At 61.4% G+C, this 17942-nt stretch carries 23 protein-coding genes and 2 tRNA genes; 7 read left to right on the top strand and 18 right to left on the bottom strand.

All coding sequences use genetic code 11. From position 1 onward, the window contains the following. Positions 1 to 17: 17 nt before the first annotated feature. The 4 genes from ACX1DW_RS03600 to ACX1DW_RS03585 are packed head-to-tail and all read right to left on the bottom strand — an operon-like array spanning position 18 to position 1399. Positions 18 to 215 carry a YgaP family membrane protein gene (locus ACX1DW_RS03600; protein WP_063539803.1) on the bottom strand — a complete coding sequence of 66 codons (198 nt, stop codon included), beginning with the start codon at positions 213 to 215 and terminating at the stop codon, positions 18 to 20. Between the two features lie 13 nt (positions 216 to 228). Then, on the bottom strand, positions 229 to 648 hold the full coding sequence (locus tag ACX1DW_RS03595; protein ID WP_161611644.1) for a YeeE/YedE family protein: 420 nt from the start codon (positions 646 to 648) through the stop codon (positions 229 to 231). A 2-nt stretch (positions 649 to 650) separates the two neighbouring features. Further along, positions 651 to 1085: a YeeE/YedE family protein gene (locus tag ACX1DW_RS03590; protein ID WP_133456713.1), complete on the bottom strand. Its 435-nt coding sequence runs from the start codon at positions 1083 to 1085 to the stop codon at positions 651 to 653. After that, on the bottom strand, positions 1082 to 1399 hold the full coding sequence (locus ACX1DW_RS03585; RefSeq protein WP_063539806.1) for an ArsR/SmtB family transcription factor: 318 nt from the start codon (positions 1397 to 1399) through the stop codon (positions 1082 to 1084). The genes ACX1DW_RS03590 and ACX1DW_RS03585 overlap by 4 nt, the downstream gene beginning before the upstream one ends. A 186-nt stretch (positions 1400 to 1585) precedes the next feature. Between ACX1DW_RS03585 and ACX1DW_RS03580 the strand changes: the two genes are divergently transcribed. After that, entirely contained in the window at positions 1586 to 1876 is a 291-nt protein-coding gene (locus ACX1DW_RS03580) for a metal-sensing transcriptional repressor (protein ID WP_063539807.1), read from the top strand. Positions 1877 to 2051: 175 nt separating this feature from the next. On the opposite strand, the gene ACX1DW_RS03575 is transcribed toward ACX1DW_RS03580, so the two are convergent. Both ACX1DW_RS03575 and ACX1DW_RS03570 read right to left on the bottom strand, forming a co-directional pair. After that, a tRNA-Gly gene (locus tag ACX1DW_RS03575) sits at positions 2052 to 2127 on the bottom strand. A 17-nt stretch (positions 2128 to 2144) separates the two neighbouring features. Beyond that, positions 2145 to 2220, bottom strand: a tRNA-Glu gene (locus tag ACX1DW_RS03570). Positions 2221 to 2438: 218 nt separating this feature from the next. Here ACX1DW_RS03570 and ACX1DW_RS03565 point away from each other — a divergent pair. After that, a complete protein-coding gene (locus ACX1DW_RS03565; protein WP_458992789.1) occupies positions 2439 to 3206 on the top strand; it encodes a hypothetical protein in 768 nt (255 codons plus the stop codon). A gap of 60 nt (positions 3207 to 3266) precedes the next feature. After that, on the top strand, positions 3267 to 3947 hold the full coding sequence (locus tag ACX1DW_RS03560) for a glutathione S-transferase family protein (protein WP_133456712.1): 681 nt from the start codon (positions 3267 to 3269) through the stop codon (positions 3945 to 3947). Positions 3948 to 4017: 70 nt separating this feature from the next. Here the strand turns inward: ACX1DW_RS03560 and ACX1DW_RS03555 are convergent, their stop codons facing one another. From ACX1DW_RS03555 to msrB, 3 genes are all read right to left on the bottom strand, one after another. Continuing rightward, positions 4018 to 4908, bottom strand: coding sequence for an ATP-binding protein (locus ACX1DW_RS03555; protein WP_458992788.1), 891 nt, complete (start codon positions 4906 to 4908; stop codon positions 4018 to 4020). Between the two features lie 86 nt (positions 4909 to 4994). Next, positions 4995 to 5477, bottom strand: coding sequence for a glutathione peroxidase (locus ACX1DW_RS03550; protein ID WP_011913647.1), 483 nt, complete (start codon positions 5475 to 5477; stop codon positions 4995 to 4997). 16 nt (positions 5478 to 5493) lie between these two features. Next, a complete protein-coding gene (gene msrB / locus ACX1DW_RS03545; protein WP_458992787.1) occupies positions 5494 to 5892 on the bottom strand; it encodes a peptide-methionine (R)-S-oxide reductase MsrB in 399 nt (132 codons plus the stop codon). A 270-nt stretch (positions 5893 to 6162) separates the two neighbouring features. Here msrB and ACX1DW_RS03540 point away from each other — a divergent pair, with 270 nt between their 5' ends. The 4 genes from ACX1DW_RS03540 to ACX1DW_RS03525 all read left to right on the top strand — a co-directional run bounded on the left by ACX1DW_RS03540 (position 6163) and on the right by ACX1DW_RS03525 (position 9538). Then, complete coding sequence (locus ACX1DW_RS03540) at positions 6163 to 7374, top strand: pyridoxal phosphate-dependent aminotransferase (RefSeq protein WP_063539812.1); 1212 nt, start codon at positions 6163 to 6165, stop codon at positions 7372 to 7374. A gap of 3 nt (positions 7375 to 7377) precedes the next feature. Continuing rightward, a complete protein-coding gene (locus ACX1DW_RS03535) occupies positions 7378 to 7839 on the top strand; it encodes a hypothetical protein (protein ID WP_253750603.1) in 462 nt (153 codons plus the stop codon). A gap of 97 nt (positions 7840 to 7936) precedes the next feature. Continuing rightward, positions 7937 to 8809: a protease HtpX gene (gene htpX / locus ACX1DW_RS03530; RefSeq protein WP_063539814.1), complete on the top strand. Its 873-nt coding sequence runs from the start codon at positions 7937 to 7939 to the stop codon at positions 8807 to 8809. 84 nt (positions 8810 to 8893) lie between these two features. After that, positions 8894 to 9538, top strand: coding sequence for a DUF2959 domain-containing protein (locus ACX1DW_RS03525; RefSeq protein WP_458992786.1), 645 nt, complete (start codon positions 8894 to 8896; stop codon positions 9536 to 9538). An 18-nt stretch (positions 9539 to 9556) separates the two neighbouring features. On the opposite strand, the gene ACX1DW_RS03520 is transcribed toward ACX1DW_RS03525, so the two are convergent. The 9 genes from ACX1DW_RS03520 to ACX1DW_RS03480 form a co-directional block, all read right to left on the bottom strand. Continuing rightward, a complete protein-coding gene (locus ACX1DW_RS03520; RefSeq protein ID WP_458992785.1) occupies positions 9557 to 10213 on the bottom strand; it encodes a thiopurine S-methyltransferase in 657 nt (218 codons plus the stop codon). Between the two features lie 53 nt (positions 10214 to 10266). Next, positions 10267 to 11661 (bottom strand): sigma-54-dependent transcriptional regulator, encoded by a 1395-nt coding sequence (locus tag ACX1DW_RS03515; protein ID WP_458992784.1) that lies wholly within the window; start codon positions 11659 to 11661, stop codon positions 10267 to 10269. A gap of 2 nt (positions 11662 to 11663) precedes the next feature. After that, positions 11664 to 12791 carry a sensor histidine kinase gene (locus ACX1DW_RS03510; RefSeq protein WP_458993441.1) on the bottom strand — a complete coding sequence of 376 codons (1128 nt, stop codon included), beginning with the start codon at positions 12789 to 12791 and terminating at the stop codon, positions 11664 to 11666. A 193-nt stretch (positions 12792 to 12984) separates the two neighbouring features. Next, positions 12985 to 14451, bottom strand: coding sequence for a sigma-54 dependent transcriptional regulator (locus ACX1DW_RS03505; protein ID WP_133456703.1), 1467 nt, complete (start codon positions 14449 to 14451; stop codon positions 12985 to 12987). 385 nt (positions 14452 to 14836) lie between these two features. Then, the gene (gene fliT / locus ACX1DW_RS03500; protein WP_110776534.1) at positions 14837 to 15133 is read right to left on the bottom strand and encodes a flagellar protein FliT; all 297 of its coding nucleotides are present in this window, start codon (positions 15131 to 15133) and stop codon (positions 14837 to 14839) included. A 152-nt stretch (positions 15134 to 15285) separates the two neighbouring features. Continuing rightward, a complete protein-coding gene (locus tag ACX1DW_RS03495; protein WP_073865888.1) occupies positions 15286 to 15726 on the bottom strand; it encodes a hypothetical protein in 441 nt (146 codons plus the stop codon). Positions 15727 to 15742: 16 nt separating this feature from the next. Then, a complete protein-coding gene (ccmI, locus tag ACX1DW_RS03490) occupies positions 15743 to 16945 on the bottom strand; it encodes a c-type cytochrome biogenesis protein CcmI (protein ID WP_458992783.1) in 1203 nt (400 codons plus the stop codon). Beyond that, on the bottom strand, positions 16942 to 17415 hold the full coding sequence (locus tag ACX1DW_RS03485; protein ID WP_063539822.1) for a cytochrome c-type biogenesis protein: 474 nt from the start codon (positions 17413 to 17415) through the stop codon (positions 16942 to 16944). The genes ccmI and ACX1DW_RS03485 overlap by 4 nt, the downstream gene beginning before the upstream one ends. Further along, entirely contained in the window at positions 17412 to 17942 is a 531-nt protein-coding gene (locus ACX1DW_RS03480) for a DsbE family thiol:disulfide interchange protein (protein ID WP_063539823.1), read from the bottom strand. Before ACX1DW_RS03480 ends, ACX1DW_RS03485 begins: the two co-directional genes overlap by 4 nt.

Below are 17942 nucleotides of genomic sequence, written 5' to 3'. Positions count from 1 at the left end.
CGTCGTTTGGTGCGATTTCAGGCCTTGTTGCAGCTCTTGCACGTTTTGATGCCAAGCAGCGTGTACGCTGGGCAGAAACGGAAGACGCCCGTAGCCAGCGGCAGCAGGCCGATCCAACCCCAAACACCGATTACGCCTGCCAAGGTCAGGCCGATAAGCACAAGGCCGACGATGATGCGCAGGGTCCGATCAATGGTTCCAACGTTGGCTTTCATAATGACCTCCCGGTCAGCAAGTGCGCCGGCGTTCCAGCGCAGAGAACAAAAGCATTCCGCCCAGCATGGCGAGTACGAACAGCACGACCTGCCAGTGCCCGCTGAGCAGTACGGCGATCGCCGGCCCCGGACAGATGCCGGCTACCCCCCAACCAATCCCGAACACCAGGCTGCCGCCAATCAGTCGTCCGTCGAGATCGCGCTTGCTCGGTAGCTGCATCGGCGCGTCGAGCAAGGAGCGCTCTCGCCGCTTCGCCCAGGTGAAGGGGACCAGGGCCGTGGCTATGGCACCAACCATCACCAGCGCCAGCGAGGGGTCCCACGCGCCCGCAACATCGAGAAAGCCAATGACCTTGGCCGGGTTGGCCATCCCGGAAAGCAGCAGCCCCAGCCCGAACAGTAAACCAGCGGCAAACGAAGTCAGTTTGCGCATATTCAGCCTCCCAGCAGATGACGCAGGACATAAACGGTGCCGAAGCCGGCCGCCATGAACGCCAAAGTCGCGACGATGGAGCGTGCCGATAGCCGCGAAATCCCACACACCCCATGGCCGCTGGTGCAGCCTGAGCCGTATCGGGTTCCTACGCCTACCAGCAAGCCGGCAATCAACAATCCGAACCAGCCGGATTGGAATTCCAGCACCGGCAACCTACCGAACAGCACCCACAGGAGCGGCGCCAGCAGAAGACCGAGCAGAAACAACAGCTTTTCGCCTCGACCTTCAGCACCCGGTTCCAGAAGACTTGCCAGCAGGCCGCTGATACCGGCGATACGGCCATTGAGCAATACGAACAGGCTGGCAGCGGCACCAATCAGCACACCGCCTGCAAGCGCCGTCCACGGCGTGAAGTTCGCCCAATCGACAGTCATTGCTGCCCCCTCTCGCAAAATAATTGGTAGAGCGTGGCGATTACCGCCAGCGCCTCCGGACTGCTGATCCGGTAATGGATCAACTTACCCTCGCGTCTTGTCGCCACCAGCCCTTCGCGACGCAGCACGCCCAGCTGCTGTGACAGCGTTGGCTGCTGGATACCCAGGAGCTGCTCGAGCTCGCTCACGCTACGCTCGCCCTGGGAAAGCTGGCACAGCAGTAACAGGCGATCCGGGTTGGCCAACGCTTTCAGCAAAGCGCTTGCGGAAGCCGCGTTGGCTTTCAGGCTGTCTATATCCAGGTCGGGAGTCATGGCCAGAGCGATTAGTTAAGACAAAAACAATATATTTTTTTATATATCGTTACGCAAGCACTGTACGAAAAGAAGTTGGCCATGTGGTTGCGGGCCGCTAGCATGCCCCTACCCGTATGCGAGTCGGTGCGCTCCGCTTCAGCTGCCCCGCTGCAGTTACCCCTTTTGAGACTTTCGAGGTATCTCATGAACGACCAGACGACTGCCGTCGTATCGGCAGACCTGCAGGATCAGCAGCAGGCCATGCTGAAACGACTGGCGCGAGTCGAAGGCCAGGTCCGGGGCATTCAGGCAATGATTCGGCGTGGCGAGGATTGCGAGGCGATTGCTCAGCAGTTTTCAGCTGCGCGCAGCGCGTTGGACAAGGCGTATCGGTTGATGCTGACCTGCCTGATTGAGGAAGCCCTTCACGACCAGGCGCAGGATACGTCTGAAACGCTGGAGCGGGTACGCGGCATTTTCACCAAGTACACCTGACTGGCCCCGGCCAGCCGCCGCCGAGCCACTAACGGCCGGAGCGGACGCGCATTCCGCGCCCATGCCAGTCACCGCAGCGACGGCGGGGCTGGTTTTGCCGCCGCAGAACGAAAAAAGCGACCCTAGGGTCGCTTTTTTCAAACCAGAAATTCCGTATGGAACCTCATGGCGAATTTGGAGCGGGAAACGAGACTCGAACTCGCGACCCCGACCTTGGCAAGGTCGTGCTCTACCAACTGAGCTATTCCCGCATTACTTGCATCAAAAGTGGCGTCCCCTAGGGGACTCGAACCCCTGTTACCGCCGTGAAAGGGCGGTGTCCTAGGCCACTAGACGAAGGGGACGCTGCCCGGAAGCTACTGCTTTACTCCGGCTTTCAGCGTGTTGCGTTTGGCGCTTCACGCTGCAAGTGGCGCGCATTCTATGGAGGCCTCGAATAGCCGTCAAGCATTGTTTTCAAAAAAAATTTCATCTCATCCTCGACCAACAACCAGAGCTATCGGCCACACCGTCAAGCCACTACACTCAGGCAAAAAGCCAGCGGCTCGAGAGGTACAGTCAAGTGTCTCCATTAATGATCACAGGGTTGGTCCTGGCCGGTCTGCTCGTTCTAGTCTTCATCGTCTACTCCATCCAGATCGTCGAGAAGAACAATCTGGAAAAAGCCCGGAAACGCGCAGACCTCACTGACCGTTGTCGCCGCTGCGCCAACCTGTCCGAAGGTCTGCCTGGCCAGATGGTTACCCCCGCGTTGAAGCTGCTGCTGACTCGGATGGAGCTGAGCCTTAGCGAGCGCCTGCTACCGCTGGACAAGGGCAACGACAAACTGGCTGCGCGTATCCAGGCCCTGCGCGCCGACGTGGCCAAGGGTGATGCGCTCGAGGTCCGCAACCCGCCAAGACAGATACTCACCGAAACGCAGGCCAAGGAAAGCCGTTTCATGCTTGAGGATCTGCATGCCCAGATCGTTCACGCGACCAAGGAAGGGCTGCTTGAGCAGGCAGAAGCCAAGCGCTGGGTGCAGGATATACAGCGCATGTTGGCCATTCTGCACATCGAGTTCTTCACCGGACTGGGCAAGCTTGCGCTACAACAGAACCAGCCCCAACGTGCACGCCTGGCATTCGAACGAGGGATTCAGCATATCCGCCGTCAGGCAGTACCGGCTCCCTATCAGGCCCAACTGAAACAGTTGGAGGCGCTGCTCGAGCACGCCAATGCGCTGGTGCTGAAGAACGAAGTACCCAAAGCAGACGAATCCAGTGAGCTGGCCGAAGGCATGAAAGCCTTCGACGATGAAGACCTGTGGAAGAAGAACAATGTCTACTGATTGCGTCTGTGCAGCCCAGCCGGCCAGATCGCATGCAAACAACCACAGCGGAGTGCAATGATGTCCTTGACCGTGTTTGGCGCCCCCCTCTCCCCATTCGTTCGCAAAGTGCGCGTTTGCCTGAACGAGAAAGGCCTCGATTACCGGCTCGAAACGGTGATGCCTTTCACGCCACCCCAGTGGTACTACGAACTCAATCCCCTGGGCCGTATTCCAGCACTCAAGGACGGCGACGACTGCACACTTGCCGACTCCAGCGTCATCTGCCAGTACCTGGAGGAGGCCTATTCCAATACGCCGTCCCTGTATGGCGATGACGCCCAGCAACGTGGTCAGATACGCTGGCTCGAGAAATACGCGGACTACGAACTGGCACCACTGACCACGTTCACCGTGTTCCGTAACCGCATCCTTAAACCGATGTCAGGCCAAGCCTGTAATGAAGAAGCGGTGCAGGCGGCATTGCAGCAGAAATTGCCGCCGCATTTCGACTATCTCGAGCAGCAGCTGGGTCAGCGGGGTTTCTTCGTTGGCGACGAGCTATCGATGGCGGACATCGCCATAACCTGTCAGTTGATCAACATGGCACATGGCGGCGAGTACCTTGATGGCCAACGCTGGCCGGGCCTGACTGCACACCATGCACGCATGCTCGAGCGGCAGTCGGTCAGTAGCCTGTTGCCGGACGAGCAGCGCATGAACAACAAGCTCAAGGAGATGGGCAAGGCCGCTGCGACCTGAGTCGCCACGCCACGACCGGTGCCTGCAGCGGACGCGGCAGGCACCGCAGAGCGTTCAGACAATCGCCTGTTCAGTCCCGCCTTTCCAGCAGCTTGCTGCCGACCCATTGCCGAGCATACTGATAGGCGCAGCGCCCGTTGCGATTGCCGCGCCCGGTGGCCCAGCGAATCGCGTCCTTTTCCAGCGCTTCGTCCCAATCCCACTGCAAGCACGCCCTGCCCGCCAGCGAATCGATCCAGTGGCGCACCACACTGAGGTAGTGCTGCTGGCTGAACGGATAGAACGACAACCAGAGGCCGAAACGATCGGACAACGCGACCTTGTCCTCCACCGCCTCGTTCGGGTGCAGCTCGCCGTCCACCATCTGCCAGTTCTCATTGTCGCTCTGGCGCTCCGGCACCAGGTGACGGCGGTTCGACGTGGCATACAGCAGCACGTTCTCCGGCGCACGCTCCAGGGAACCGTCGAGCACGCTCTTGAGCACCCGGTAGTCACCCTCGCCCGCCTCGAAGGACAGGTCGTCGCAGAACAGCACGAAGGCCTGGCGCTGCCCTGAAAGCAGCTCCACCACGCGAGGCAGATCCGCCAGGTGGTCGCGCTCGATCTCGATCAGGCGCAGCCCGCGGCCGGCATACTCGGCCAACAGAGCGCGAATCAGCGACGATTTTCCAGTACCACGGGCGCCCCAGAGCAAGACGTGATTGGCGGGCAGGCCATCGACGAACTGCTGGGTATTGGCAGCCAGCAGATCACGCTGTCGGTCGATGCCGATCAGGTCGTCCAGACGCAGATCGAGATTGACCTCGAGCGGCGCCAGATAGCCGCTTCGGCCGTCACGCTGCCAGCGCGCCGCCAGCGTATGCTCCCAATCGATAATGGGCGGCTGCGCGGGCAGCAACGGCTCGATACGCGCCAACAGGCCTTCGGCACGCTGCAGGAAGGCTTTCAACTCGACATCCATGATTGACTCCAAACAGAAAAAGTCCGGCCGAAGCCGGACCAGACATCAACGCCTGCAAAAGCTATCGATCCCGCGCCGCTCGTGTTTCAGAGCAGCGCCTCGATATCCGCCGCCAGCGCCTGCGGCGCGGTACGCGAGGAATAGCGCCGCACCGTGCGGCCCTGATCGGCGATGAGGAACTTGGTGAAATTCCACTTGATCGCCTTGCTGCCCAGCAGGCCGGGCGCGCGCTTCTTCAGCTCGATGAACAGCGGATGGGCGTCGCCGCCATTGACCTCGACCTTGGCGAACAAGGGGAAGGACACGCCGAACCGGCGCTCGCAGAAGGTGGCGATCTGCGCCTCGCTATCCGGCTCCTGTCCGCCGAACTGGTTGCACGGAAAACCGAGCACGACCAGGCCGCGCTCGCCGTAGCGCTGCCAGAGCTCCTCCAATCCCTTGTACTGGGGCGTGAAACCACATTGGCTGGCGGTGTTCACCACGAGCAGCACCTTGGCATCGAAATCGGCGAGCGTCTTGTGCTCGCCGTCGATGGTGACGCAGGGAATATCTAACAGAGGATCGCGCATGCTGGTTCCTTGCGGCTCAGGCTTCGCGGGGCTTCAAGTCGAGCGAGCCCGAATTAATGCAATAGCGCAGACCGGTCGGTTTAGGGCCATCGGGGAACACATGCCCCAGGTGGGCGTCGCAGCGAGCGCACCTGACCTCGATCCGATGCATGCCATGACTGAAGTCATCCAGGCTGGCAATGGCCGTATCGCTTACCGGCTGGAAATAGCTGGGCCAGCCACAGCCGGAGTCGAACTTGGCATCGGCATCGAACAGTGGCGCATCACAGCAGACGCAATGGTAGACGCCCGGCGTCCGGGTATCGTTGTACTTGCCGGTGAAGGGGCGCTCGGTGGCGCCGAGCCGGCAGATCTGGAACTGCTCATCGGACAGCTCCTCACGCCAGGCGTCGAGCGGTTTTTCCAGCTTGTCCATCGGTAGCCTCCTCGGGGTCTGTTCGCGTTTCGTCCCATGGCCACGACCTGGCGCACCGGTTGTTTGGAACGCACACGAAGCGCAACAGCACGCTATATAAAAAAGGCCGATCTGTACCTTTTCCGGTGGTCGGGCCGCACGTATCATGCCTCCCTCTTCGACGCCTAGTCTGGCAGCGGGGTTTCCGACTGCCAAGGCGCCCGGGTTCATGCCAAACGTGACCAGCCATTTCCGGAACTGGCACGTTTTCACTTCGGGACACTCAGGATCATGCAGGTCAGCAAATCGAACAAGCTCGCCAATGTCTGTTACGACATCCGTGGGCCAGTGCTCAAGCACGCAAAACGCCTGGAAGAGGAAGGCCATCGCATCCTCAAGCTGAACATCGGCAACCCGGCGCCGTTCGGTTTCGAAGCACCGGAGGAAATCCTCCAGGACGTGATCCGCAACCTGCCCACGGCCCAAGGCTACAGCGACTCGAAAGGCCTGTTCAGCGCCCGCAAGGCGATCATGCAGTACTACCAGCAGAAGCAGGTGGAAGGTGTCGGCATCGAGGACATTTACCTCGGCAACGGCGTGTCCGAGCTGATCGTGATGTCCATGCAGGCGCTGCTCAACAACGGCGACGAAGTGCTGATCCCGGCACCGGACTATCCTCTGTGGACTGCTGCCGTGAGCCTGGCCGGCGGCAAACCGGTGCACTATCTCTGCGACGAGCAGGCCAACTGGTGGCCAGACCTGGCCGATATCAAGGCCAAGATCACGCCGAACACCAAGGCCCTGGTGCTGATCAACCCGAACAACCCGACCGGCGCGGTCTATCCGAAGGAAGTGCTGGAAGGCATGGTGGAACTGGCACGCCAGCACAAGCTGGTGCTGTTCTCTGACGAGATCTACGACAAGATTCTCTACGACGACGCGGTGCATATTTCCACCGCCTCGCTCGCGCCGGACGTGCTCTGCCTGACCTTCAACGGCCTGTCCAAATCCTATCGCGTTGCCGGCTTCCGCTCGGGCTGGGTGGCGATTTCCGGTCCCAAACACAAGGCACAGAGCTATATCGAAGGCCTAGACATCCTCGCCAACATGCGCCTGTGCGCCAATGTGCCGTCGCAGCACGCCATCCAGACGGCACTCGGCGGTTACCAGAGCATCAATGATCTGGTACTGCCGCCGGGTCGCCTGCTCGAACAGCGCAACCGTACCTGGGAGCTGCTCAACGACATCCCGGGGATCAGCTGCGTCAAGCCCATGGGCGCGCTGTACGCGTTCCCGCGTATCGACCCGAAGATCTGTCCGATCCATAACGACGAGAAGTTCGTGCTCGACCTGTTGCTCGCCGAGAAGCTGCTGATCGTTCAGGGGACGGCGTTCAACTGGCCGTGGCCTGACCACTTCCGCGTGGTCACCTTGCCCCGAGTCGATGATCTGGAGCAGGCCATCGGGCGCATCGGCAACTTCCTCAAGACGTACCAGCAGTAACCGATGGATCTGCAGATCGACGACTTCTACAGGGACGCCGCGGGCAGCCTGCTCGCGCTGTACCAGGCGTTTCCGCGCAAGATCGCGCTCTACGTGGAAGACCTGATCGGGCGGGAAGAGCCGGATGAATTCGGCCTTCCCTCCAAACGCCATCAGAGCTGTCTGGGCGCCCTGCTCTGGCTCGCCGACGAAGGTTATCTGCGCTTCGAAAGTACCATCCAGTTCCAAGCCCTGGACCAGGCCGTGCTTACCGAGAAGGGCTTCATCCGGCTCACGCGCGCCGTTCCCAGGCAGTCACCGGACGACCGCACCCTGCCTCCCAGCGTATTGCGCATCCAGGCCAGCCTCGCCCACCAGCTTCGCGACGCGCTGAAAAGCGGACACAGCGAACGCATCGCCCATCTAGCCCGCTTGTTGTTCGAGAACGATCCCGGCTCGCCGCAGCACTCCAGCCTTGGCACGTAAGCGACATAGCTTGAAATAGTCGTTCGGTTGAATAGCTCAAGGGCGCGCCTTATATAGCCTATCGTTCTTCCATTCCTACCCTGGAGTCTGCCGCAACATGATGCGCATTTTCTTGTTCCTGGCCACCAACCTTGCGGTCCTGGTCATTGCCAGCATCACCCTGAAGTTGCTCGGGGTCGATCGCTATACGGGGCAGAACTACGGCAGCCTGCTGGTTTTCTGTGCGGTGTTCGGCTTCGCCGGATCGCTCATATCGCTGTTCATCTCGAAGTGGATGGCCAAGATGAGCACCGGCACCGAGATCATCAGCCAGCCGCGCACCCGTCATGAGCAGTGGCTACTGCAGACTGTCGAGCAGCTTTCCCGCGATGCCGGCATCAAGATGCCCGAAGTCGGTATTTTCCCAGCCTATGAGGCCAACGCGTTCGCCACCGGCTGGAACCGGAACGATGCGCTGGTCGCCGTGAGTCAGGGCCTGCTCGAGCGGTTCTCTCCTGACGAAGTTAAGGCGGTGCTGGCCCATGAAATCGGCCACGTTGCCAATGGCGACATGGTCACCCTGGCGCTGATCCAAGGCGTGGTAAACACCTTCGTGATGTTCTTCGCACGCATCTTCGGCAACTTCGTCGACAAGGCGATCCTGAAGAACGAAGACGGCCATGGTATCGGCTACTTCGTCGCGACGATTTTCGCCGAACTGGTACTCGGCCTGCTCGCCAGCATCATCGTCATGTGGTTCTCACGCAAACGCGAGTATCGCGCCGATGAGGCAGGGGCTCAGCTGGCCGGCACGACTGCGATGATAGGCGCCCTGCAGCGCCTGCGCGCCGAGCAGGGCCTGCCGGTGCATATGCCCGATACACTCAAAGCGTTCGGCATCAACGGTTCGCTAAAGCATGGCCTGGCCGGTCTGTTCATGACGCACCCGCCGCTGGAAGACCGTATCGAGGCCTTGCGTCAGCGCGGCTGACAGCGCATCGATACAGCAAGGGCGACGTAAGTCGCCCTTTTCGTTGGTCCCATGCAGACCCGTCACCGCATACAAGGAATCGCCATGCGCCGTCTGATGTTCATTTGTTGTGCCCTGCTCGCGCTTGCCGGCTGCCAGAGCGCCTACTACTCGGCAATGGAAAAGGCGGGCATCCACAAGCGCGACATCCTGGTCGACCGGGTCGAGGATGCAAGAGACTCGCAACAACAGGCCAAGGAGCAATTCAAGGACGCGCTGGCGCGCTACCGCAGCGTTGTCGAGGTCAAAGGCGGCGACCTGGAGAAACGTTACGACGCGCTGAATCGCGAGTACGAGGCTAGCGTGGCGAGCGCCCGAGACGTGCGCACGCGCATCGAAGACATCGAGGACGTCGCCGAAGCGCTGTTCAAGGAATGGGAAAGCGAGCTCAAGCAGTACAGCAATGCCAGCCTGAAGGCTGCCAGTGCCAAGGAGCTCAGCCGGACCCGAGCCGAGTACCGAAGCCTGATACAGCGCATGAAGGCAGCTGAGCAGCGTATCGAGCCGGTCTTGAGCGTATTGCGCGATCAGGTGCTGTTCCTCAAGCACAACCTCAACGCGCGCGCCATCAGCTCATTGCACGGCGAGTACCGAACGCTGCAGGGCAATGTCGATCAGCTCATGAATGACATGCAGCGCGCGATCGACGAAGCCGACAGCTTCATCCGCCGCCTGCAGGCCGAAAGCTGATCGGCCCGCAGCGGACGGTCATTTCCGCTGCAACCGATAGAACTGCTCTTCGAGGCGCTGCAGACCCCGCTCGCGCATGCGCGGATTGTTCTGCAGCACTTCCTTGGCTTCCAGTTGCTCGATCTCCCACGCCGAAGCATAGAGCGCATTCACTTCACGATGATCGACCGCGAACGGCGGGCCATCCATCTCGGATTGTTCATAATCCAACGTGACCAGCAGTTGTTGGCAGCCTGCCGGCAGGATAGCGGTCAACTGCTCGGCATAGCGCTGTCGCATGGCAGGCGGCAGCGCAATCAGTGCGGCGCGATCATAGACAGCTCGACACCCCGCAACGTCGTCAGGCGCAAGCGCGAAAAAGTCTCCGCAGCGGATCTCGAGTGCGCCGCAGCGATAGACCTTAAAGGCTCCCTCGCAGGATACGCTGGGCTCCAACCGCTGCTCGCTGAAGAATGCCTGGACAGCCTTCTCGCTCAGCTCCACGCCCAGAACCCGATGCCCCTGACCGGCCAGCCAGGCGAGGTCCAGACTCTTGCCGCACAGCGGCACCAGGACTGTCGCCCCCGCCGGAAGCGCGAGCGCAGGCCAGTGGCGCCGCAGACCTGGATGCACATCGTCGAGGTGGAAACCGATCTCGTTGCGAGCCCAACGCTCCTGCCAGAATTGTTCGTGCACCTGCCATTCTCCATTGCGTGATGGCGGCAGCTTACCAGAGCGATGCCGGAGGCTCAGCTGGTGTAGAGCTCTGCCTCGACGTCGACCCCGGCATCGCGCATCTGCGCGAGCTTGTAGCGCAGGGTGCGGGCGCTGATGCCTAGCCGATCGGCGGTTTCCTTGCGGCGCCCACGTTCGGCACGCAAGGTATCGATGATCAGCTGAAACTCCCGGCGGCGCAGGTCATCGCCCAGAGCCGAGGCGACTTCGGCGATCGGCGGGACGGACTCCGCGCATGCCGGCAGTGAGACTGGAGCCGCGACGCCGCCTGACAGCATGCCTGGCACCGAGAGGCACAGGTCCTGAGGCTGGATCAGGCCACCCTGCTGAAGTATCAGCGCGCGCTGGACGGCGTTGTCCAGCTCGCGCACATTGCCCGGCCAGGCGTACTCGATCAGGCAACGCTGCGCAGCCGAGGACAGCCTCGCCGGCGGCTGGCGCATCTTGCGCGCATGATTGGCCAGCAAGCGCTCCGCCAGCGGCAGGATGTCCGCCGGCCGCTGACGCAGCGGCGGCCAGGCCAGCGGGAACACCGACAGTCGATAGAACAGATCTTCACGGAAGCGACCCGCTGCCACCTCGCCGGCCAGGTCGCGGTTGGTAGTCGCCAGTACGCGAATATCCAGGGCGATGGCCTTGCGTGCACCGACCCGCTCAACCTCGCGCTCCTGCAACACACGCAGCAGCTTGGCCTGCAGTGCCAGGGGCATCTCGGAAATCTCGTCAAGCAGCAGCGTGCCGCCATCAGCCTGCTCGAACTTCCCCGGCTGGCTGGCGATGGCGCCGGTGAATGCGCCTTTCTCATGCCCGAACAAGGTCGCCTCCAGCATGTTGTCAGGGATCGCCGCACAGTTGATCGCGACAAAAGGTTTGCCGGCACGTGGCGAATGCTGGTGGATGTAGCGCGCCAGCACCTCCTTGCCGGTCCCTGATTCACCGGAGATCAGTACCGTCGAATCGCTTTGCGCAACCCGCGAAGCAAGGCCCAGCAACTGCTGGCTGGCTGGCTCGCATGCCACCGGCCCGTCAGCCTGCCCGGACCCGCACACACCGGCGACGTGCCGATCGACCAACTCAAGCAGAATCTGCGGCTCGAACGGCTTGACCAGATAGTCCGCCGCCCCCTGCCGCATGGCATCGACGGCCCGCGCAACAGCCCCGAAGGCGGTCATCAACAGCACCGGAACCTGCGGGTGATACTGCCGAATCAAGGCCAGCAACTCGTGGCCATCCATACCCGGCATATTCACGTCACTGATCACCAGGCCGAATGGTTCCTGCTGCAGGGCAGCTAACGCAGCCTCGGCACAATCGACCGCGCGATATGGATGGCCAGCCAGCTGAAGCGTATCGCCCAGCGCTTCGCGCAGCGCGTGATCATCCTCGACCAGCAGAATCTTGGCAGTCATGATCACTCCGGTCCGACTCGTGGGAGCAAAGGCAGCGTCAGCAAGGCACAGGTGCCCCGCCCCGGGCGTGATCGGAGCTGCAGCCCACCCCGATGCGCTCGGGCAACCGCCTGTGCCACTGCCAGCCCCAGGCCGGTTCCGGTCGCGCGAGTAGTGAAAAAGGGTTCGCCGAGGCGCGCCAGGACATCGGCGGCTATTCCGCAGCCGTTGTCGCTGATACAGATGCGCAACGTCGAGGCGCGGCGATAGAAGTGGACTTTCAGGCGAAGGTCGCCGTTGCTGGCCTGTCGCGCGTTCTCGATCAGATTCAGCAGCGCGCCAACCAGCGTGTCACGATTGCAGAGCAGCTCACCGTCACGTACTTCGCACTGCCAACGCACCGCGGCACCCTGAACCTGGCTATCGGCCGCCGAGCGCAGGGCAGCCATCAACGCGAACGGGCTCAGCCGATCATTCAGCGGAAGGTCCCCTCGCGCGAACACCAGCATGTCTCGGACCTGATGCTCAAGCTCGTGCAACCGCGCCTTGATATTTCCGGCGAAGCGCTGCTGCAGCTCCGCGCTGAGTCCGCCCTGCTCCAGGTGACTGGCATACAGCAGCGCACTGGACAGCGGCGTGCGTACCTGATGCGCAAGCGACGCAACCATCCGCCCGAGCGCAGACAACCGCTCATGGCGAGCCAACTGATCCTGCAGACGACGAGTTTCAGTGAGATCGGTCAGCAGCACCAGCTGTCCCGGCTCGCCACTAAGCGAGCGCGTGGCGATGGAAAGCCGGCGCCCGCTGCGCAAGGAAATCTCGTGGCCGTCGTCGCGACGCGGTGCGAAGCTGCGCGCGATCACCTCACGCCACAAGGCGCCCGTTAGCGGCTCCCCAAGCAACTCCAACGCCACCGGATTGGCATCGCATACCACGCCTTGGCCGTCGATCACGACTACACCGCCCGGCAGCAGGTCGAGCACGTTCCGTAGCCGCTGCGCCAGTCGTTCCTTCTCTTCGAATTCCTGGCGTCGCAGCTCGCCAGCTTCGGCCAGCCGCCCCTGAAGCTCGGCGACCCGCGTATGCAACAGGTCCTCGGATTCGCTCAGTTGGCCAGAGATCCGATCGAACAGCCTCAAAGACTGCGCCAGGGTACGCTCGTCGTTGCGCTCGCACGGCCCGATGGAAGGCTCGGTGACAGCTTTCAAGATTCACTCACGCCTGTCAAAAGATGGTCAGTGAGTGGAGGCGAGCAATCTTCGTGCCCATCAGAGATCAGCGGACAGCTAACGCTGCAATGAAAAAGGCCGCCCGATCAGGCGGCCTTGACTGGCTTGGCAGGTGCTATTCCGCCTCGTCATCCCGACGATTCATGCCGTACTTGCGCATCTTTTCCACCAGCGTGGTTCGCCGAATACGCAGGCGCTCGGCAGCACGCGCCACAACGCCGCCAGCGTCTTCCAACGCCTGATGGATCAAACCCTGCTCGAGATTGCCGAGGTATTCCTTGAGATCCAGTCCCTCCACCGGCAGCATCGCCTGAGCTTCCGGGACGACCATTGGTGCGCTGATGGCCGCGCGCTCCTCCATTTCCTCGTTGAGGCTGGTGGCGTATTGCTCGTCATCATCGTCGACATGGCGAAATTTCTTCGGCAGTTCCATCACACCGATAACGCCATAGGGATGCATGATTGCCATGCGCTCGACGAGGTTGGCCAGCTCACGAACATTGCCCGGCCAGTCATGTCGGCACAACGACATGATCGCAGCCGAATTGAAGCGGATGGAACCGCGCTTCTCATGCTCCATGCGCGAGATCAGCTCGTTCATCAACAGGGGGATATCTTCGACACGCTCGCGCAGAGGCGCCATCTCGATCGGGAAAACGTTGAGTCGATAGTAGAGATCCTCGCGAAAGGTCCCCTCCTCGATCATTTTTTCCAGGTTCTTGTGGGTGGCTGCGATGATGCGCACATCCGCGCTCTGAGTACGGTTGCTGCCCACCCGCTCGAAGGTGCGCTCTTGCAGAACGCGCAGCAGCTTGACCTGCATCGGCAGCGGCATGTCACCGATCTCATCGAGGAACAGGGTTCCGCCCTCGGCCAGCTCGAAACGCCCTGAACGAGCCGTAATGGCTCCGGTAAAGGCGCCTTTTTCGTGACCGAACAGTTCGCTCTCGAGAAGCTCTGCGGGAATCGCACCACAGTTGACGGGGACGAACGGGCCCTGCCGGCGCTTGGAGTGGTAATGCAGATTGCGCGCGACGACTTCCTTGCCGGTTCCGGACTCACCGAGGATGAGCACGCTTGCCTCAGTGTCGGCGACCTGCTGCATCATTTGCCGGACATGCTGTACCGCACGACTGGTGCCGACCAGGCTACGAAACAGATTCGGCTCACGCTGCCGGCCTCGGGATTTGGCCTGATCGTACATCTCCCGATAGATCTGTGCGCGATGCAGGGAATCGAGCAGCTTGTTATAGCTGGGTGGCATCTCCAGGCTGGTCAGCACCCGACGGCGTATCTCTTCCGGCCAGTCAGCCGGTGCTGGCTCGCCAATGAGCATCAAGGGAACATTCTCGTCCCACTTGCCCATCTGTTTGATCAGCTCGACCGCCCCCCCACGAGCACTGACATCGCCGAGCAAGACACCGATGACAGCACGACTGGACTCCAGGCCAGCAACCGCCTCCTGCCACTCGCTACTGGAACAAGCCAGATGATCTTCGCTGAGGAAGTTCAGGATGACCGCCAGGTCTCGGCGGCGGTCTCGATCATCGTCTATCAACAAAATTTTGGTTTCACGCCACATCTTGTTTATAGGGCTCTAAGAGGCTGAAAAGAAAGCCTGCGCTCGCATCCATGGAAATAAAGGCGATCACATTTATGGCAGATGGAAGCTAGATTAATGAAAAAATGAACTGAGTCAAATTTATGGCGTGAAATAACGACCAAAGAACAAGCGGAAAATCAGCGCTTTGTGCGACGAGTTACAGCAGGGAGGGAATATTAGACACACGTTAGCGTGATTAGACGTCAACTACGCGACAGTAGCCGACAGACTTGAGCTATTCGAAAAAGGCGTGGCGACATAATGCCACACACTTTGTAATGCTTTGATGAGGCCGCTATTGGCATCCCAGACACCTGGACGCGCCGCCAGCAGGCATGCACCCCAGCAGAGCACATGCCGCGGTTCAGCCGAACAGCTGATACACCTTCGCCCCTTGCTGCGATTGGTTCAGCTGCCGCAGCTCGCCGGCAATCCGCCGCTGCTCGACCTGACAAGTGCTGACCATTTCGCGGTAGAGCTCAAGTAGCTCCTGGAGGCGCTGGCGAAGCACAACGTTGTCGCGCTCCGAGTCCTTCATCACGTCGTCGACGGCATTGCGGCATTCCCGGTCGAGCATACTGATCGCCGCCCAATCCTGCTGGCTGAGCGCGTCGCGCAAAGCAGAACCAGTTTCTTCAAGGCGTTTGACGGAAGCGTTCATGCTCGACTCCGGGGGCTGTGCCCGATACGACGGCTTATGCCGAACCAGCTGAGAGGTATTCACCAACGGTGCTCCAGCTATATCGGCCACCTCCCGACGGCCTTTAGACCGCGTCACCAAAAACTACACTGACGCTACCGCGACCGAGAGATTCAGTGGCGGTTGCGCAAGCCCGGCGGGACGCTTGGCGGCGCCACTGGCTCCCAGGGGCCATCAGGCTGACCGGCACAGAACCAATCCCCATCCCAGCGATAGTAAAGACGCTCCCGATAGTACAGCTCGCGTCCTTCGACGACGTACACCCCGAGCCGGTTATCCCAGTGCGCCGCAACATGCGGCGGCGGCGCATAACGAGGATGGCTTTTCTGGGTCGCAGGCGCGCGCGGTGCAGGCGGCGCCTTGATCGGTGGCGGCGAAATGACCGGAGCACTCGGTTCGGGGGCGCGCGGTACCGGCTTCGCCGCGGGCGGCTGAGGGCTCGACTCGTAGGGGGTCCCCGCGCAAGCGCCGAGCAACACGCTCAACCCTACCAGCACGGCGTGTTGCCAGGTAGTCCGGAACGCGCGGCGTCCAAGGGTTGGCTTCGCAGTCATTTGTCTCTCTTGGGCGTCAGGGAGTTTCGGCACGATCGATGACGAGTCGTACGGTCCGCTCTTCACCCTTGGTGTCGAGCGCCTCGCTTCGACCCATCCACTCGCCTTTGGTTGCATCACCTGTGCTGGAAATCCTGGCCATCAGCACTACCTGCTCGACACTGGATATCTTCAGGGACGGGATCATCGCATCGGCATCGCTCAGGCTGATCGACGCCGGTAGATCGGCGACCGTCAGGCGCTTGGCCGCGAGCGGAGCAGGCGGTCCGGCGACGGCACGTGCGAAAACGAATACGCTGTCCTGCGGCGAAACAGCCTTGGCCACCTCAGGATCGAGCTGGACCTCGACCTGCAGCGTGATGCCCGCTACCTCAGGCTGTGACGCCGTTTCGGCAGGCTCACCGAGCTGCTCACGAGCGCGGTTGATTCCTCCCCGAATCGCCTCCCGCGACGGATCGTTCTCCGGAAGCGCAGCGACCAGCTGCTCCCAGAAGCGTACCGCATCGGCATAACGCGCCTCTTCGAACGCCGCAATTCCGAGCAGCCCAAGGCTGGTTACCTCCTGAGGATCTCCCCGCAGCGCTTCGTCGGTCAGCGCCTGCAGGTCAGGAGTCCATTGCCGATTCCGCGCGAAGTACAACGCCTGCGCCCACTGACCGAGCAGCTCCGGCTGACGCCCGGCAAGCTCGACAACCTGGGCGAAAGCCTTCGCCGCATCCGCTGGACGCTCCTGGTTCATGTAGGTGCGGCCAAGGAAGTACCAGGCCTCGGCCGAGTCCGGCTGCGCCTTCACTGCCTGTTCGAGGCGTGCGGTCATTTCCTCGACGGTGCGCGGCTGCTCGCTGAACTGTCGCGCCAGCTGCACCTTGTCGCTGGCGCCCCAATGCAGGTATAGGCCATAGCCCATCAGCGGCACCAGAAGCGCCGCGACCAGCGGGACGCTGCGACCAAGCCTGGCCGTGCGCGGTGCACCGCTCTCTTCGGTATCCTCAAGCAACTCACGAGCGGCATCCGCTCGCCCCGCCTCAAGCTGCTCGGCACTCAACGTGCCGGCCTCGTGCTGGGCGGTGAGCTCTGCCATGCGCTCCTCATACAACGCCACATTGAGCGCGGTGCGGTCTTCTTCTGCCTGGGCACGGCGGCCGCGCAGAATCGGGAGCAGGAGAAAGGCCAGCGCCACCAGCAGCAAGCCGGCGGCGGCAATCCAGAAATCGATCATGGTTCTTTTTTATCCAACAGCTTGGCGAGACGTTCGCGTTCTGTCTCGGAGAGAGTGTGCGATGCGGGGGCTTTCTCGAACCGGCGACGACGAACCAGAATGACCGCCAGTACGCCAAAACCCAGCACCAGCAGCGCGACGGGCCCATACCAGAGCAGCATGGTCTTGGCATTCATCGGCGGCTTGTATCGAACGAAATCGCCATAGCGCTCGACCAGGTAATCCACGATCTGCTCGTTGCTCTGCCCCTCTTCGAGCATGCGGAAGATTTCTTGGCGCAGGTCCATGGCAATCGGTGCGTTCGAGTCAGCGATGTTCTGGTTCTGGCACTTCGGGCAGCGCAGCTCTTCGGTCAGGGTGCGATAACGCTCACGCTCGGCCTCGTCACGAAACTCATAGGTATCGATTGCGCCCTGCGCGCTGGTCACCAGCGCAAGCCCGAGAAGTACGGCGTGGATCAGTCGTTTCATTCGTCCACCAGCTCCTGATAGAGCGCCGCCAGCTGCTCACGCCAGACCTGATCGTCTATCACCCCTACGAACTTGTGGCGAATGACACCCTGCTTGTCGATCAGGAAAGTCTCCGGCGCGCCGTAGACGCCCAGGTCCAGCCCCAGGCTGCCCTGCTCGTCGCGAATGTTCAGTTGATAGGGGTCGTGGAACTCGTTCAGCCACTTCTGCGCCGCCGCGTTGTCGTCCTTGTAGTTGACGCCATGGATCACCACACCCTGCGCTGCGAGACGGTTGAGCACAGGGTGCTCGACCTTGCATGCGACGCACCAGGTCGCCCACACGTTGAGCAACGCCGGCTTGCCCTTGAGGTCGTCCTGGCTGATCAGACGCTGCTCATCCTCCACCGAAGGAAGCGAGAACGACGGTACCGGCTTGCCGATCAACGCCGAGGGCAGCTCCGACGGATCAAGGAACAAGCCGCGATAGAGAAACACCGCGATGATCAGAAAGACCACCAGTGGCAGCAGCATCAACAGTCTTTTCAC

Source organism: Stutzerimonas sp. KH-1, assembly GCF_054483855.1.
The sequence above is the reverse complement of the archived record's forward strand: the minus strand, read 5'-3'. Positions and strand labels throughout refer to the sequence as shown.

What these genes read in the sequence shown, in the direction of transcription:
- ACX1DW_RS03600 (WP_063539803.1), bottom strand. Translation starts at nt 215, where the DNA reads ATGAAAGCCAACGTTGGAACCATTGATCGGACCCTGCGCATCATCGTC.
- ACX1DW_RS03595 (WP_161611644.1), bottom strand. Translation starts at nt 648, where the DNA reads ATGCGCAAACTGACTTCGTTTGCCGCTGGTTTACTGTTCGGGCTGGGG.
- ACX1DW_RS03590 (WP_133456713.1), bottom strand. Translation starts at nt 1,085, where the DNA reads ATGACTGTCGATTGGGCGAACTTCACGCCGTGGACGGCGCTTGCAGGC.
- ACX1DW_RS03585 (WP_063539806.1), bottom strand. Translation starts at nt 1,399, where the DNA reads ATGACTCCCGACCTGGATATAGACAGCCTGAAAGCCAACGCGGCTTCC.
- ACX1DW_RS03580 (WP_063539807.1), top strand. Translation starts at nt 1,586, where the DNA reads ATGAACGACCAGACGACTGCCGTCGTATCGGCAGACCTGCAGGATCAG.
- ACX1DW_RS03560 (WP_133456712.1), top strand. Translation starts at nt 3,267, where the DNA reads ATGTCCTTGACCGTGTTTGGCGCCCCCCTCTCCCCATTCGTTCGCAAA.
- ACX1DW_RS03555 (WP_458992788.1), bottom strand. Translation starts at nt 4,908, where the DNA reads ATGGATGTCGAGTTGAAAGCCTTCCTGCAGCGTGCCGAAGGCCTGTTG.
- ACX1DW_RS03550 (WP_011913647.1), bottom strand. Translation starts at nt 5,477, where the DNA reads ATGCGCGATCCTCTGTTAGATATTCCCTGCGTCACCATCGACGGCGAG.
- msrB (WP_458992787.1), bottom strand. Translation starts at nt 5,892, where the DNA reads ATGGACAAGCTGGAAAAACCGCTCGACGCCTGGCGTGAGGAGCTGTCC.
- ACX1DW_RS03540 (WP_063539812.1), top strand. Translation starts at nt 6,163, where the DNA reads ATGCAGGTCAGCAAATCGAACAAGCTCGCCAATGTCTGTTACGACATC.
- ACX1DW_RS03535 (WP_253750603.1), top strand. Translation starts at nt 7,378, where the DNA reads ATGGATCTGCAGATCGACGACTTCTACAGGGACGCCGCGGGCAGCCTG.
- htpX (WP_063539814.1), top strand. Translation starts at nt 7,937, where the DNA reads ATGATGCGCATTTTCTTGTTCCTGGCCACCAACCTTGCGGTCCTGGTC.
- ACX1DW_RS03525 (WP_458992786.1), top strand. Translation starts at nt 8,894, where the DNA reads ATGCGCCGTCTGATGTTCATTTGTTGTGCCCTGCTCGCGCTTGCCGGC.
- ACX1DW_RS03515 (WP_458992784.1), bottom strand. Translation starts at nt 11,661, where the DNA reads ATGACTGCCAAGATTCTGCTGGTCGAGGATGATCACGCGCTGCGCGAA.
- ACX1DW_RS03505 (WP_133456703.1), bottom strand. Translation starts at nt 14,451, where the DNA reads ATGTGGCGTGAAACCAAAATTTTGTTGATAGACGATGATCGAGACCGC.
- fliT (WP_110776534.1), bottom strand. Translation starts at nt 15,133, where the DNA reads ATGAACGCTTCCGTCAAACGCCTTGAAGAAACTGGTTCTGCTTTGCGC.
- ACX1DW_RS03495 (WP_073865888.1), bottom strand. Translation starts at nt 15,726, where the DNA reads ATGACTGCGAAGCCAACCCTTGGACGCCGCGCGTTCCGGACTACCTGG.
- ccmI (WP_458992783.1), bottom strand. Translation starts at nt 16,945, where the DNA reads ATGATCGATTTCTGGATTGCCGCCGCCGGCTTGCTGCTGGTGGCGCTG.
- ACX1DW_RS03485 (WP_063539822.1), bottom strand. Translation starts at nt 17,415, where the DNA reads ATGAAACGACTGATCCACGCCGTACTTCTCGGGCTTGCGCTGGTGACC.